Source organism: Bacteroides sp. A1C1, assembly GCF_004328515.1.
GTDB classification, from domain to species: Bacteria; Bacteroidota; Bacteroidia; order Bacteroidales; family Bacteroidaceae; genus Bacteroides; species Bacteroides uniformis.
Genome location: NZ_CP036491.1, coordinates 1,178,847 through 1,193,108, shown reverse-complemented (window position 1 = coordinate 1,193,108; position 14,262 = coordinate 1,178,847). Strand labels below are relative to the sequence as shown.

The following is a 14,262-nucleotide window of genomic DNA, read 5'->3' as shown; positions in this document are numbered from 1 at the left end:
GCTGCCAATATATAACTATTATTTGTACTTTTGTCCCAAACTATAAACCGAATTATGACTAGATTAAGCGTTAATATAAATAAGGTGGCAACGCTGCGCAATGCCCGTGGAGGTGATGTTCCGAATGTTGTGAAGGTAGCGCTGGATTGTGAAGACTTTGGTGCTGATGGCATTACGGTGCATCCCCGTCCTGATGAGAGGCATATCCGCCGTAAGGATGTATATGATTTGCGGCCGTTGCTGCGGACAGAGTTCAATATCGAGGGTTATCCTTCACCCGAATTTATGGATTTGGTCTTGAAGGTGAAACCGCATCAGGTAACTTTGGTGCCCGACAGCCCTACACAGCTGACTTCAAACGCAGGCTGGGATACCAAGACCCATTTTGACTTCTTGAACGAAGTGTTGGATGAGTTCAACAATGCCGGTATCCGTACTTCCGTATTTGTTTCCACCGATGCCGAAATGATAGAATATGCTGCCAAAGCCGGTGCCGACCGCGTGGAGCTATATACGGAACCTTATGCTACGGCTTATCCCAAAGGACGGGAAGCGGCTGTAGCTCCTTTTGTCGAGGCTGCCAAGGTGGCCCGCAGCTTAGGTCTGGGGCTGAATGCCGGACATGATCTGAGCCTGGTGAATCTGAATTATTTTTATCAAAACATTCCGTGGCTGGACGAGGTGTCCATCGGGCATGCGCTGATTAGTGACGCGTTGTATCTGGGATTGGAGCGTACGGTCAAGGAATATAAAAACTGTCTTCGCTGATGAATGTAATGTTGTTATTGGCCCAAGTGGCTCCGGCACTGACTGACTCTATTGCAGGTGCCAATCCGGTACTGACACAAGTAAACGCTTCCGACGAAATGAATTTATGGAGTATGGCCATCAAAGGTGGCTGGATTATGGTTGTCTTGGGGTTGATGTCCGTACTTTGTTTCTACATCTTGTTTGAACGTAATTATGTTATCCGGAAGGCGGGGAAAGAAGACCCTCAGTTCATGGATAAAATAAAGGATTATATTTTGGGTGGGGAATTGAAAGCTGCCATTGCTTATTGTCGCAGTGTGGATACTCCCTCGGCCCGTATGATTGAAAAGGGTATCAGCCGTTTGGGACGCCCGGTGAACGATGTGCAGGCTGCCATCGAGAATGTGGGTAATATTGAGGTTGCCAAACTGGAGAAGGGAATGACGATTATGGCCACGATTTCCGGTGGCGCTCCTATGCTAGGCTTCCTTGGCACGGTGACGGGTATGGTACGTGCGTTTTGGCAAATGGCAAATGCCGGAAATAATATTGATATAACGTTGCTTTCCGGTGGTATTTATGAGGCGATGATTACTACGGTGGGCGGTTTGATAGTCGGTATTATAGCTATGTTTGCCTACAATTACCTGGTGACATTGATAGATGGCGTGGTCAATAAGATGGAAGCCAAGACAATGGCATTCATGGACTTGTTGAACGAACCGGCGAAATGATTAATTAAAGAATTAAGAATTAAAACTTAAAGGCGTGTTAAAACGTAGAGCTAAAATATCACCCAATTTCAGTATGGCGTCCATGACGGACCTGATTTTCCTGCTGCTGATTTTCTTTATGATAACATCTACCATGGTATCGCCCAATGCTATCAAGGTACTGCTGCCGCAGGGAAAGCAACAGACTTCTGCAAAGCCTTTGACAAGAGTTATCATAGATAAGAATCTGAATTATTATGCTGCTTTTGGCAATGACAAGGAACTGTCTCTGACGCTTGAAGAATTGACTCCTTTCCTACAATCGTGTGCGGAGAGGGAGCCTGAAATGTATATAGCTTTGTATGCTGACGAAACAGTGCCTTACCGGGAAATCGTGAAGGTGCTGAACATTGCAAACGAGAATAAATTCAAGATGGTGCTGGCTACACGACCACCGGAAAACTAAATCGTACATTGTACATGGCTAAATTGTAAATGCAATGGTGAATCGGAAGAAGAAAGGAAAATATATAGGTATGGCAGGTGCACTTGTGGTGCATGTTGCCATTATTGCCCTTCTGATACTGGTAGGATTCACACTGCCGGAACCCTCGGAAGAAGGCGGTGTGCCCGTTATGCTGGGAGAGGTGCCCGATGCACTGGGCCCTGCCGACCCTTCTTTGGTAAAGGTGGATGTCATGCCGGAGGAAACCGCTCCTCAGGTGCAGGAAACGGTGGAGCAGGACATCATTACGCAGGAAACTGAAGAAACCGTTGCCATAAAGCCTAAAGCCGAACCCAAGAAAAAGGAGGAGGTGAAGAAACCGGAAAAGACGGAAGCCGAAAAAGCAGAAGAGGCTCGCAAACTGGCAGCGGCAAAAGCCGAACGGGAACGTAAGGAAGCCGAGGAAGCTGCCCGTAAACGGGTAGCTGGCGCTTTTGGCAAAGGTGCTCAAATGGGCAGTAAAGGCGATACGGAAGGCGAAGGTATTCAAGGAAGTCCTACGGGGAATGCTCCGTCCGGAGCCACTTCGGGTACGGGAGGCTACGGCTCGTTTAATTTGGGCGGACGTTCTCTTGGTGAGGGCGGATTGCCGCGACCGGTATATAATGTGCAGGATGAAGGTAGGGTTGTGGTGACCATCACAGTGAACCCTGCCGGACATGTGATAGCGACCAGCATCAACCGCCAGACCAATACCGTCAATCCCGCATTGCGGAAAGCGGCAGAGGATGCTGCCAAGAAAGCCCGTTTCAATGCGGTAAGCGGCTTGAACAATCAGACGGGAACAATAACGTATTATTTTAATCTAAAATAAGAGGAGGAACAATTATGGGTACAGTTTATGTCTTTTTTGCCGACGGATTTGAAGAAATAGAAGCTTTTACTTCTGTGGATGTGATGAGACGCGCCGGACTGAACGTAGAAATGGTGACGGTAACCCCTGATGAAATAGTGACGGGAGCACACGATGTTCCGGTCTTGTGCGATAAGAATGTAGTGAACTGCGACTTCTTTGATGCAGAGCTTATATTATTGCCTGGCGGTATGCCGGGTGCGTCCACTTTGGAGAAGTGTGGAGAACTGCGTAATCTGTTACTGCGTTTTGCCCAAGAGCAGAAACCGATTGCTGCTATTTGTGCGGCTCCTATGGTATTGGGTAAGCTGGGATTGCTGAAAGGCAAGAAGGCTACTTGCTATCCCGGCTTTGAACAGTATTTGGAAGGTGCCGAATGTACGGGTGCTCCGGTAGAAAGAGACGGCAATATCATCACTGGTAAAGGACCGGGCGCTGCCATGGAGTTTGCATTGGCCGTAGTGGAACTGTTGCAAGGCAAAGAGAAGGTGCAGGAACTGAAAGAAGCCATGTGCGTAACAGATTTATGATTTTAAATCATAAATCATAAATCATAAATCATAAATGGTTCAGTATGCTCTGATTGTTGCCGGTGGCAAGGGCTTGCGCATGGGGACCGAACTCCCCAAACAGTTTCTCCCGATAGGGGGGAAACCTGTTTTGATGCGCACTCTGGAGGCGTTTTATGACTACAATGCTGAGATACGGATAATATTGGTGCTTCCCCACAGCCAGCAGGATTACTGGAGGCTGCTGTGCAGGGAGTACCGTTTTTCATTGCCGCATGCCATTGCAGATGGAGGGGAGACGCGGTTCCACTCTGTAAAGAACGGTTTGGCTTTGGTCAAGACACCAGCTTTAGTCGGTGTGCACGATGGGGTGCGTCCGTTCGTGGCCCGGGAAGTGATTGCACGCTGTTATGACTTGGCGGCCGAAAAAAAGGCCGTAATTCCGGTAATCGGTGTGGTGGAGACCGTTCGCCGTATGGAAGGGAAAGGCAGTGTGACTGTCGGCAGGGATGATTATAGATTGGTGCAGACTCCCCAGGTTTTTGATGCGGAACTGCTGAAAGCGGCATACGAGCAGCCTTATGCACCCCATTTTACCGATGATGCTTCTGTGGTGGAGGCATTGGGCGTATCTGTCTTTTTGACGCCGGGAAATCGGGAAAACATTAAAATAACCACTCCTTTTGATTTAAAAATAGCCACAGCTCTGATAGGTTCATGTTCGATTTAGCCACGCGTGACATAAAATATTTGTCGGGCGTCGGGCCGCAGCGTGCTTCGGTGCTCAATAAGGAATTGGGCATTTATTCCTTGCACGATTTGCTATATTACTTTCCATATAAATATGTAGACCGTAGTCGGATTTATTATATTCAGGAGATCGATGGGACAATGCCCTATATTCAGCTGAAAGGTGAAATACTAAGTTTTGAGACGGCTGGAGAAGGGCGCCAGCGCAGGTTGATTGCTCATTTCTCGGACGGTACGGGGGTGGTGGACTTGGTTTGGTTCCAGGGCATCAAATATTTGGTTGGGAAGTATAAAGTGCATCAGGAATATATTGTGTTCGGAAAACCGACCTTCTTCAATGGTAGAATCAATATGGCTCATCCGGATATAGACTCTGCTTCGGATTTGAAATTGTCGTCCATGGGGTTACAACCTTATTATAATACGACTGAAAAGATGAAACGGAGTTCTCTCAATTCGCATGCCATCGAGAAGATGATGAATACGGTGGTGCAGCAGTTGCGTGAGCCGTTGCCCGAGACCCTTTCTCCCGCTATACTTGCCGAGTATCATCTGATGCCGTTGACGGAAGCTTTGGTCAATATACACTTTCCCGCTAATCCGGATTTATTGCGTAAGGCAGAGTATCGGCTGAAGTTTGAGGAGCTCTTTTACGTACAGTTGAATATCCTGAGGTATGCAAAAGACCGTCAGCGGAAATATCGCGGTTATATTTTTGAAAGGGTGGGCGAAGTGTTCAATACCTTCTACTCCCGTAATCTTCCTTTTGAGTTGACCAACGCACAGAAGCGGGTGTTGAAGGAAATCCGTAAGGATGTAGGCTCAGGAAAGCAGATGAACCGCTTGTTGCAAGGGGATGTGGGAAGTGGAAAGACGCTTGTCGCACTGATGAGTATGTTGATGGCGCTTGATAATGGTTTTCAGGCATGCATGATGGCACCTACCGAGATCTTGGCAAATCAGCACTATGAAACCATCCGTGAGCTGCTGTATGGAATGGAGGTACGTGTGGAGCTGTTGACCGGTTCTGTCAAGGGCAAGCGGCGCGAAGCTATCCTTGCCGGTTTGTTGACGGGAGACATACATGTCTTAATAGGTACCCATGCCGTTATTGAAGATACGGTGAATTTTGCTTCGCTCGGTTTGGTTGTGATTGACGAGCAGCATCGTTTCGGTGTGGCCCAACGGGCACGCTTGTGGACAAAGAATGTACAACCTCCCCATGTATTGGTGATGACGGCAACCCCGATTCCCCGTACATTGGCAATGACGCTTTATGGCGACCTGGATGTGTCTGTTATCGATGAATTGCCTCCCGGACGTAAACCGATTGTCACTCTTCATCAGTTTGATAGCCGTCGGATAAGTTTATATCAGTCCATGCATAAGCAGATTGCCGAAGGCCGGCAGGTCTATATTGTCTACCCGCTGATTAAGGAAAGTGAAAAGATTGACTTAAAGAACCTTGAAGAAGGGTATCTGCATGTTTGTGAAGAGTTTCCCGAGTGTAGGGTTTGCAAGGTACATGGAAAGATGAAACCTGCTGAAAAGGATGCTCAGATGCAATTGTTCGTATCCGGCGAGGCACAGATAATGGTGGCTACCACCGTGATTGAGGTAGGTGTAAATGTGCCCAATGCTTCGGTGATGGTGATTGAGAACGCCGAGCGTTTCGGGCTGTCCCAGCTTCATCAACTTCGGGGACGTGTAGGACGTGGAGCTGACCAGTCCTATTGTATCCTGGTTACCGGCTACAAGTTGGCAGAGGATACAAGGAAGCGTTTGGAGATAATGGTGCGGACTAATGATGGCTTTGAAATAGCGGAAGCAGACTTGAAACTGCGTGGTCCTGGAGATTTGGAAGGGACACAGCAGAGCGGCATTGCTTTCGATCTGAAGATTGCCGATATAGCCCGTGACGGACAACTGCTGCAATATGTCCGTGAAGTAGCGCAAACGGTGGTGGATACAGATCCACATGGCATGTTGCCTGAGAACGAGGTCTTGTGGCGACAACTGAAAGCGTTGAGAAAAACGAACGTTAATTGGGCTGCCATTAGCTAAAAAACGGTTAAACATGCACTTTTATTACATTTTATGTTGTAAAACATGTTTGCTTGTAAGTCTCCTATCTATAGGGGATTAAGACATCTTTGCGAGCTTTACATTTTCCTCCTCTTCGAAAAAATAGTTAATGACTGATGTCGTTTTTCAGAGAGAAATGTTACCTTTGGGAGAATTTTTGAAAATCAATCTGGATATTCGCGTAGAACAAGTGGTGTTTGATTTGCCGAGATGCTTGCAACGGATATCAAAATGAATGACGAAACGGATGAATTTTAATTGGATAAAAACAGCTTTATTGGCTGCGACGGCAATGGTTAGCTTGAATTCTTTCTCGCAGGACTTGATTGCCCGCCAAGCCCCCGTCGACAGAAAACTTAAGAGTGTAGATTCACTGGCTTTGCAAAAACAGATACGTGCGGAACAATCATTGTATCCGGGTTTAGATTTGTATCCCAACTGGAACAACGAATTCGTACAAGCCTATGGCAATGCGATTGTGCCTGAGAGCTATACATTTGATTTGACCGGTTTCTGTATGCCTACTCCCAATACCCGTATCACAGATGTATTCGGTTACCGTCCCCGGAGAAGAAGAGCTCATTATGGTTTGGATATCAAGGTGTATGTAGGCGATACAATCCGTGCGGCTTTTGATGGAAAAGTACGCGTTGTCAAGAATCAAGGTCGTCGTGGATACGGCAAATACGTCGTTATTCGTCACGACAATGGTTTGGAAACCGTTTACGGACACTTGTCTAAACAATTAGTTGATACAAACCAGTTGGTAAAAGCTGGCGAACCGATTGCATTGGGAGGAAATACCGGACGTTCTACCGGTTCACACCTTCACTTTGAAACCCGTTTCTTGGGTATTCCCATCAATCCTGCGCTTATGTTTGATTTTGAAAAGCAGGATATCGTAGCTGATTCCTATACTTTCCATAAGACAAAAGGCTCTTCCGGTACGGCGCGTAGCATGGCATCGGGTGAAGGTCTGTTCTATAAGGTGAAGAAGGGAGATACATTGGGCAGGATTGCCGCCCGTCAGGGAACCTCTGTAGACAAGCTCTGCAAGCTGAACAGAATTACGCGTAAAACAATCCTGAGACCGGGACAAGTATTACGCTGCTCATAAAAACGTAAACAATCTCTATAGAAGAGGGTACTTTAATAGATTTTAGAGTGCCCTCTTTTTCTTTTTCTTTAATTATTCCTATCTTTGCAGCGCACTGTGAAAATAGGCTGTATTCCAGCATAAACAAGCAAGGAAATGAAAGATACCAAGCAACAGTTTGAACATGTCATTGCGGTTTGCCGTGACTTGTTCTCCAAAAAACTTCATGATTACGGTCCGGCGTGGCGCATTCTTCGTCCGTCTTCTGTGACAGACCAGATATTCATCAAAGCTAACCGCATCAGAAGCATTGAAACGAAAGGAGTGACTTTGGTAGATGAAGGCATCCGTTCTGAATTCATAGCTATTGTCAACTACGGAATTGTAGGGCTGATACAGTTGGAGCTTGGATATGCCGAGGCTGCCGATATGACCAATGAAGAGGCATTGGTGCTGTATGATAAATATGCCAAAACCTCTTTGGAGTTGATGCTTGCCAAAAATCATGACTATGATGAGGCTTGGCGCAGTATGCGTATCAGTTCGTATACGGATTTGATATTGATGAAGATTTATCGGACAAAGCAGATTGAAAGCTTGTCCGGAGCGACTTTGGTTTCGGAAGGTATTGATGCCAATTATATGGATATGATTAACTATTCTGTATTTGGTTTAATTAAGATTGAATTTGGAGATTGACAAGAAACATATTATCAGGAAAGTTTGGGTGAACCTCTGCCGTTTTCTGTTGGGGGCTTTGTTCATATTTTCCGGATTTGTGAAAGCCGTTGATCCGTTGGGCTTCTTCTATAAAATTCAAGATTACTTGACGGCTTTCGGCATGATTTCCTGGTTTCCTTCTTATGCACCTTTGCTGGTAGGGATAGTGTTGTCTGCCATAGAGTTTAGTGTAGGTGTTTTCTTGTTTTTGGGTATACGCCGGAAGGTGGCATCTGCATTGGCGTTATTGCTGATGGCTGTAATGACTCCGCTAACACTTTATTTGGCTTTGGCGAATCCGGTATCTGACTGCGGATGTTTCGGTGATGCGTGGATATTGACCAATTGGCAGACTTTCGGCAAGAACGTAGTCTTGTTGGTGGCGGCAGTATCTGTATTCAAGTGGCAGGATTTACTGGTACGTTTCATTACTCCGAAGATGGAGTGGATGATTTCCATGTATACGTTTCTATTTGTGTTTGCGTTGTCCTTCTATTGCCTGGAGAATTTGCCGATACTTGATTTCCGACCTTACAGAATTGGAGCGAATATCAAGGAGGGCATGGAAATTCCGGAAGGTGCTAAACCAAGCGTGTTTGAAAGCCGGTTCATTTTGGAAAAAGGAGGAAAGCGTCAGGAATTTACATTGGACAACTATCCGGACAGTACATGGACGTTTGTAGAATCACATACGATACTGAAGGAAAAAGGTTATGAACCTCCCATTCATGATTTTTCCATGATGAGTCTGGATACATGGGAAGATATAACGGACAGCGTACTGTCGGATAAAGGATATACGTTTCTGCTGGTTGCCCATCGGATAGAAGGAGCGGACGACAGTAACATCGACCTTATCAATGAAATATACGATTACAGTGTGGAGCATGGTTATGGCTTTTATGCCTTGACTTCATCTCCGGAAGACGAGATAGAATTGTGGCGTGACAAGACTGGAGCGGAATATCCTTTCTGCCAGACAGATGATATTACGCTGAAGACCATTATCCGTTCAAATCCTGGTCTGTTGTTGGTAAAGGACGGAACAATTTTGAATAAGTGGAGTGACAACCGGCTGCCTGATGAATATGTGCTGACCGATAGCCTGGACAAGTTGGAATTGGGCAAGCAGAAACAGGAAAGTGACTTACAAACAATAGGCTATGTGTTGCTGTGGTTCATCCTTCCTCTGATGATGGTGCTTTGTGTCGATATTTTAGTCGTAAGGCGTCGGGAGAAACAACGCCTCAGACAACAATAGTATCAAATAGTAAATAGTAAATACATTAACCCTTTTAATAATAAAAAAAATGAGAAAAAACATTGTTGCAGGAAACTGGAAAATGAACAAAACCCTCCAAGAGGGTATTGCTCTTGCAAAAGAACTGAATGAAACATTGGCTAACGAAAAGCCTAACTGTGATGTAATCATCTGTACTCCGTTTATCCACCTGGCATCTGTTACTCCTTTGGTAGACGCTGCCAAGATTGGTGTAGGTGCAGAAAACTGTGCAGACAAGGAGTCAGGCGCATATACCGGCGAAGTATCAGCTGCTATGGTTGCTTCTACTGGTGCAAAATATGTCATTCTGGGTCACTCTGAACGTCGTGCTTACTATGGTGAAACAGTTGCTATTCTGGAAGAAAAAGTAAAATTGGCTTTGGCTAACGGTCTGACTCCGATTTTCTGTATCGGTGAGGTATTGGAAGAACGTGAAGCAAACAAGCAGAATGAAGTGGTAGCTGCTCAGCTGGCTTCTGTATTCTCTTTGTCTGCCGAAGATTTCTCTAAGATTATCTTGGCTTACGAGCCGGTTTGGGCTATCGGTACCGGTAAGACTGCTACTGCAGAACAAGCACAGGAAATCCACGCTTTCATCCGTTCATTGATTGCTGAAAAGTATGGTAAGGAAATCGCTGACAACTGCTCTATCCTTTATGGTGGTAGCTGCAAGCCCTCCAATGCAAAGGAATTGTTTGCCAACCCGGATGTTGACGGCGGTCTGATTGGCGGTGCTGCCTTGAAGGTTTCTGACTTCAAGGGTATCATCGATGCCTTTAATTAATGGATAATGGAGGATTGATAATTGATAATGGGGGTGTGCCCGTTGTCAGTTATCAATTCCCTTTGTTTTTCATTATCAATTATCTACTATCAATTATCAATTATGAAAAAGCTTGGTTTACTTTTAGTTGCATGTTTCGTTTTTGCAACGATTTCTGTAGCGCAGAACAATATTGTGAAAAGCCTGGAACGTAATGTACCAGGACAAGGCAGGGTGACTATCCATCAAGATGCGCGCATTGCGGCATTGATAGGTTCGGAATATGTACCTGCCGGTTCGGATGAGCAGAAAGTAATTAAAAGTTCGGGTTACCGCATACAGGTTTATGCAGGGAATAATACCCGTCAGGCCAAGAACGAAGCTTATGCGGTAGCTACCCGCATCAAGGAACATTTCCCCGAACTTACAGTTTATACCTCTTTCAATCCTCCTCGCTGGTTGTGCCGTGCAGGAGATTTCCGCAGTATCGAAGAAGCGGATGCCATGATGCGTCAGTTGCGGGCTACCGGTGTATTCAAGGAAGTCTCTATTGTGAAAGAGCAGATAAATATCCCTTTATAAAGAATATCATGTTAGGAAAAGAAGAAATTGTATCTCCTTCATTGGATGAACTGAAGGAACATTATCACCGCATCCTTACTCTGCTGGGTGAAGATGCCGGACGTGAAGGTTTGCAGAAGACACCTGAACGGGTGGCGAAGGCCATGTTGTCGTTGACGAAAGGGTATCATATGGACCCGCACGAGGTACTTCGTTCAGCCAAGTTTCAAGAAGAATACAGTCAGATGGTGATTGTGAAAGACATTGATTTCTTCTCACTTTGCGAACATCACATGCTTCCCTTCTACGGAAAGGCACATGTGGCATATATTCCTAACGGCTATATTACCGGACTGAGCAAGATAGCCCGCGTAGTGGATATTTTCTCTCACCGCCTGCAAGTGCAGGAACGTATGACTCTCCAAATAAAAGAATGTATTCAGGAGACGCTGAATCCGCTGGGGGTTATGGTTGTTGTGGAGGCTAAACACATGTGCATGCAGATGCGCGGAGTAGAGAAACAGAACTCCATTACCACTACATCCGATTTTACCGGAGCATTCAACCAAGCGAAGACCCGCGAGGAATTTATGAATTTAATCAGGCATAATTCTTGATGGAAAACTCTCCGAATTGAATTTAAAAATTCAGGATGACTCTGTCTCCCAGTCGCTTTGCCATGATGCTTTTTACTTTGTTCAATTCGTTGTAGCGCTCCATGATACTGTTGCATTGAGTTTCATCGTTGGCTATGGTAGGGTTTTGCAATGCAAATAGAGTATGCTTCAATTCTTCGCAGACGATGGCATATTTGAAGTTAATCATTAACCGTGGTATTAGCTCATAAAGGCGTTCTTCGTCCGTCACCATTTGTTCTATCTGTGATTTCCTTAACTGATAGCGGTTGCTGATAAGCTCCACGCTCAGCTTGCTGATGACGGGGTCGGGATGCGCCACAAAATACCGTTCGGCAGTAAAGCCCTCATTGTGGATACGTTCGGCAGCCTCTGTCAGGATTTGCCGGTGAAGCGGATTATGGAAGGCAAGCTCGTCTTCTTTTAAATCATTGACTATATATTCAGTTACAGTGATAGGAGTTTCCTGCCCCTCTTCATTGGTGACATTGCACATCACCCGCTCGCCATAGAGCACTACCATCTTCAGAATAAGCCGTTCGTATTTATAGAACTCCTGGCCTTCCTTGCCTTCCTGCGGGATGAAGGATACATATTCTTCCTGGGGTAGAAAAGGTGGAGGTGTTTCGGAAGGGAGACTGGCAGGCAGTGATTCGGGCGTGTAGCCGATAACTTGCTGTGCGTCGGGGGGGGCAACTGTGGCTGTTTGACTGCCATTGATGCCTGCTTCTGCATTGGCTCTTGAGGCATTGGCCGACCGACGCTCACGTTCTGCTCGCTCAGCTTGTTGCTCGGCTTGCTTTTCGCGACGTTTGGCAACCTCAGAAACCAGCAGTTTGTCTTCTACGTGCAGTAATTGGGCGCACTCCTTGATATAGACATCGCGCACAATGGCTTCGGGAATGATGGAAATGCTCTGCACAAGGTTTCCTATAAGCTCGGCGCGCTTGATGGGGTCTTTTCCTGCATCTTCAAGCAACAGATTGGTTTTAAAGCGGATAAAGTCCGTTTCATTCTCTTGTATGAAATTCTGGAATTCCGTCGCATTGTGTTTGCGAGCAAAGGAGTCCGGGTCGTCCCCGTCGGGCAGGAGGCAAACTTTGACGTTCATGCCTTCTTCTAGCAACATGTCAATACCTCGGATAGAGGCCTTTATACCGGCAGCATCACCGTCGTAAAGTACTGTCATATTGTTGGTGAAGCGATGAATCATCCGGATTTGTCCGGGTGTCAATGCTGTACCCGAAGAAGCAACCACATTCTCTATGCCCGATTGGTGCATGGAAATGACGTCTGTATAACCTTCGACCAGAAAGCAACGATCTTGTTTCATAATGGCTTGTTTGGCAAAGTATATGCCGTACAGCTCGTTGCTTTTATGATAAATTTCCGATTCAGGCGAGTTGACGTACTTTACCTTGACGCCTTTGGTGGCACCGGCAAGCACACGTCCTCCGAAAGCTACCACCTTGCCGGAGAGAGTGTGTACCGGAAAGATGACCCGCCCCCAGAAGCGGTCACGCAGTCGGTGGTCGTCTGTTTCGTAGCAGAGGCCGGTCTTGACGAGATAGTCTTTTTTGTATCCTTTCTTTAGGGCTTCTTGAGCGAGTGCATCGTGGCTCTCGGTACAGTAACCTAACTGGAACTTCTCGATGATGTCATCGCGGAAGCCGCGGCTGCGGAAATAGGCCATACCGATACTCCGTCCGTCTATGTGGTTCTTTAGGATGTTCTGGAAGTAGTCGCGGGCAAAGTTGTTTACGATGAAGAGGCTTTCCCGTTCGCTCTGTGCTATCTTCTCCTCACTGGATAGTTCGCGTTCTTTGATTTCAATGCCGTATTTCTTAGCAAGATATTTCAGTGCCTCAGGATAAGACATCTGTTCGTGTTCCATGATGAAATGCACTACATTTCCTCCTTTTCCGCAGGCAAAGCACTTGCAGAGCCCTTTGGCGGGGGATACATAGAAGGAAGGGGTTTTGTCATCGTGGAAGGGACACAGTCCTACATAATTCACACCGCGTTTGCGCAGGGTAACGAAGTCCGATACTACATCGTATATTTGTGCGGCATCAAGAATTCTGTCTATAGTGGGTTGGTCTATCATGAAAGCGGTTCTATTAACAGTGCAAAGATAAAAAAAATCCCTCGTTGAGGACGAGGGAACCTGATGTTTTCACAATGGACATTTTATCTATTTAATCTTTTCTCTGATTTTGGTCAGATACTTCTTCATGCCTTCCGCATCCTTGTTGTTGATGATTTCCAGCAGATTCTTCAGTTCCAGACGGATGTTCTCCACTTGTGAGGGAGTGCGCGGGTTGAAGAGAATTTCTTGGAGCAGGTAATCGTCTTCACTCAGCAATCCTTTGGCGATAGCCATGTGCTTTTTGAATGTAGTGCCCGGAGCTTCCTGGTGTTTCATGACTGCCGAAAATACGAAGGTAGAAACAAAAGGGATGGACAGCGAATAGGCTACAGTCTCATCATGTTCGTCGAATGTATATTCAAAGATATTTAGCTTCATTGTCTGGTAAAGGTCTTTAAAGAAAATTTTTCCCAAGTGGTCACCTTCGCTGATGATGATGGCATTCTCTGTATTCAGATTACTAAGACTGGCAAAAGTCGGGCCGAACATGGGGTGTGTCGATACATATCGGAAACCGCTTTCTTCGTAAAATTTCTTCAATCCGGTCTTTACCGAAGCAATGTCACTGATGATGCAGTCCTTAGGCAGTACTGGCAACACTTGGCGGAAGGCGTCCAGTGTGTATTTCACCGTAGCTGCATTGATGACTAGTTCTGGTTCGAATTCCTTGATTTCTTCCAATGTAGTGAAACGGTAGGTGTTGTAGACAAAACGCAGTTGGTGCGGGTTAACGTCGAACACAGCCGTCTCGTGCTGGAAACTCAATATATCTGTAAAGAAAGAGCCCATTTTTCCGGCTCCAAGTATTAATATTCTCATGATGTTTAATGTGCTAATGTGTTAATGTGCTGATGTGCTAATTGCCATGCGGCATTACTGCGCAGCCAATTA

15 protein-coding genes are annotated in these 14,262 nt (G+C 46.0%); 13 read left to right on the top strand and 2 right to left on the bottom strand.

Annotated elements, in window-relative coordinates; all coding sequences use genetic code 11:
• Positions 1–54: 54 nt before the first annotated feature.
• The 13 genes from EYA81_RS05150 to folE all read left to right on the top strand — a co-directional run bounded on the left by EYA81_RS05150 (position 55) and on the right by folE (position 11,204).
• Positions 55–768 (top strand): pyridoxine 5'-phosphate synthase, encoded by a 714-nt coding sequence (locus EYA81_RS05150; protein WP_119961195.1) that lies wholly within the window; start codon positions 55–57, stop codon positions 766–768.
• Positions 768–1,484, top strand: a complete 717-nt coding sequence (locus EYA81_RS05145) for a MotA/TolQ/ExbB proton channel family protein (RefSeq protein WP_118273888.1) — start codon at positions 768–770, stop codon at positions 1,482–1,484. Before EYA81_RS05150 ends, EYA81_RS05145 begins: the two co-directional genes overlap by 1 nt.
• A 34-nt stretch (positions 1,485–1,518) precedes the next feature.
• Complete coding sequence (locus EYA81_RS05140; protein WP_005833355.1) at positions 1,519–1,929, top strand: biopolymer transporter ExbD; 411 nt, start codon at positions 1,519–1,521, stop codon at positions 1,927–1,929.
• Positions 1,930–1,963: 34 nt separating this feature from the next.
• A complete protein-coding gene (locus EYA81_RS05135; RefSeq protein ID WP_118273889.1) occupies positions 1,964–2,782 on the top strand; it encodes a TonB family protein in 819 nt (272 codons plus the stop codon).
• Between the two features lie 14 nt (positions 2,783–2,796).
• A complete protein-coding gene (locus EYA81_RS05130; RefSeq protein WP_131225429.1) occupies positions 2,797–3,351 on the top strand; it encodes a DJ-1 family glyoxalase III in 555 nt (184 codons plus the stop codon).
• Between the two features lie 34 nt (positions 3,352–3,385).
• Positions 3,386–4,060: a 2-C-methyl-D-erythritol 4-phosphate cytidylyltransferase gene (locus EYA81_RS05125; protein WP_131225428.1), complete on the top strand. Its 675-nt coding sequence runs from the start codon at positions 3,386–3,388 to the stop codon at positions 4,058–4,060.
• A complete protein-coding gene (gene recG, locus EYA81_RS05120) occupies positions 4,048–6,144 on the top strand; it encodes an ATP-dependent DNA helicase RecG (protein WP_131225427.1) in 2,097 nt (698 codons plus the stop codon). The genes EYA81_RS05125 and recG overlap by 13 nt, the downstream gene beginning before the upstream one ends.
• Before the next feature lie 268 nt (positions 6,145–6,412).
• Positions 6,413–7,282 carry a M23 family metallopeptidase gene (locus EYA81_RS05115; RefSeq protein WP_117965248.1) on the top strand — a complete coding sequence of 290 codons (870 nt, stop codon included), beginning with the start codon at positions 6,413–6,415 and terminating at the stop codon, positions 7,280–7,282.
• 135 nt (positions 7,283–7,417) lie between these two features.
• Positions 7,418–7,960, top strand: coding sequence for a DUF1599 domain-containing protein (locus EYA81_RS05110; protein ID WP_005833349.1), 543 nt, complete (start codon positions 7,418–7,420; stop codon positions 7,958–7,960).
• Positions 7,950–9,242, top strand: coding sequence for a BT_3928 family protein (locus EYA81_RS05105; RefSeq protein WP_117965205.1), 1,293 nt, complete (start codon positions 7,950–7,952; stop codon positions 9,240–9,242). Before EYA81_RS05110 ends, EYA81_RS05105 begins: the two co-directional genes overlap by 11 nt.
• A 49-nt stretch (positions 9,243–9,291) precedes the next feature.
• On the top strand, positions 9,292–10,047 hold the full coding sequence (gene tpiA / locus EYA81_RS05100; protein ID WP_005829974.1) for a triose-phosphate isomerase: 756 nt from the start codon (positions 9,292–9,294) through the stop codon (positions 10,045–10,047).
• A gap of 102 nt (positions 10,048–10,149) precedes the next feature.
• Entirely contained in the window at positions 10,150–10,608 is a 459-nt protein-coding gene (locus EYA81_RS05095) for an SPOR domain-containing protein (RefSeq protein ID WP_117600821.1), read from the top strand.
• Positions 10,609–10,616: 8 nt separating this feature from the next.
• Positions 10,617–11,204 (top strand): GTP cyclohydrolase I FolE, encoded by a 588-nt coding sequence (gene folE / locus EYA81_RS05090; RefSeq protein ID WP_005829983.1) that lies wholly within the window; start codon positions 10,617–10,619, stop codon positions 11,202–11,204.
• 22 nt (positions 11,205–11,226) lie between these two features.
• Here the strand turns inward: folE and dnaG are convergent, their stop codons facing one another.
• A complete protein-coding gene (gene dnaG / locus EYA81_RS05085; protein WP_131225426.1) occupies positions 11,227–13,329 on the bottom strand; it encodes a DNA primase in 2,103 nt (700 codons plus the stop codon).
• Positions 13,330–13,416: 87 nt separating this feature from the next.
• Positions 13,417–14,190, bottom strand: coding sequence for a prephenate dehydrogenase/arogenate dehydrogenase family protein (locus EYA81_RS05080; protein WP_117600823.1), 774 nt, complete (start codon positions 14,188–14,190; stop codon positions 13,417–13,419).
• Positions 14,191–14,262 lie beyond the last annotated feature (72 nt).

Coding starts and splice junctions, on each gene's coding strand:
- EYA81_RS05150 (WP_119961195.1), top strand. CDS start 55: ATGACTAGATTAAGCGTTAATATAAATAAGGTGGCAACGCTGCGCAAT.
- EYA81_RS05145 (WP_118273888.1), top strand. CDS start 768: ATGAATGTAATGTTGTTATTGGCCCAAGTGGCTCCGGCACTGACTGAC.
- EYA81_RS05135 (WP_118273889.1), top strand. CDS start 1,964: ATGGTGAATCGGAAGAAGAAAGGAAAATATATAGGTATGGCAGGTGCA.
- EYA81_RS05130 (WP_131225429.1), top strand. CDS start 2,797: ATGGGTACAGTTTATGTCTTTTTTGCCGACGGATTTGAAGAAATAGAA.
- EYA81_RS05125 (WP_131225428.1), top strand. CDS start 3,386: ATGGTTCAGTATGCTCTGATTGTTGCCGGTGGCAAGGGCTTGCGCATG.
- recG (WP_131225427.1), top strand. CDS start 4,048: ATGTTCGATTTAGCCACGCGTGACATAAAATATTTGTCGGGCGTCGGG.
- EYA81_RS05115 (WP_117965248.1), top strand. CDS start 6,413: ATGAATTTTAATTGGATAAAAACAGCTTTATTGGCTGCGACGGCAATG.
- EYA81_RS05110 (WP_005833349.1), top strand. CDS start 7,418: ATGAAAGATACCAAGCAACAGTTTGAACATGTCATTGCGGTTTGCCGT.
- tpiA (WP_005829974.1), top strand. CDS start 9,292: ATGAGAAAAAACATTGTTGCAGGAAACTGGAAAATGAACAAAACCCTC.
- EYA81_RS05095 (WP_117600821.1), top strand. CDS start 10,150: ATGAAAAAGCTTGGTTTACTTTTAGTTGCATGTTTCGTTTTTGCAACG.
- folE (WP_005829983.1), top strand. CDS start 10,617: ATGTTAGGAAAAGAAGAAATTGTATCTCCTTCATTGGATGAACTGAAG.
- dnaG (WP_131225426.1), bottom strand. CDS start 13,329: ATGATAGACCAACCCACTATAGACAGAATTCTTGATGCCGCACAAATA.
- EYA81_RS05080 (WP_117600823.1), bottom strand. CDS start 14,190: ATGAGAATATTAATACTTGGAGCCGGAAAAATGGGCTCTTTCTTTACA.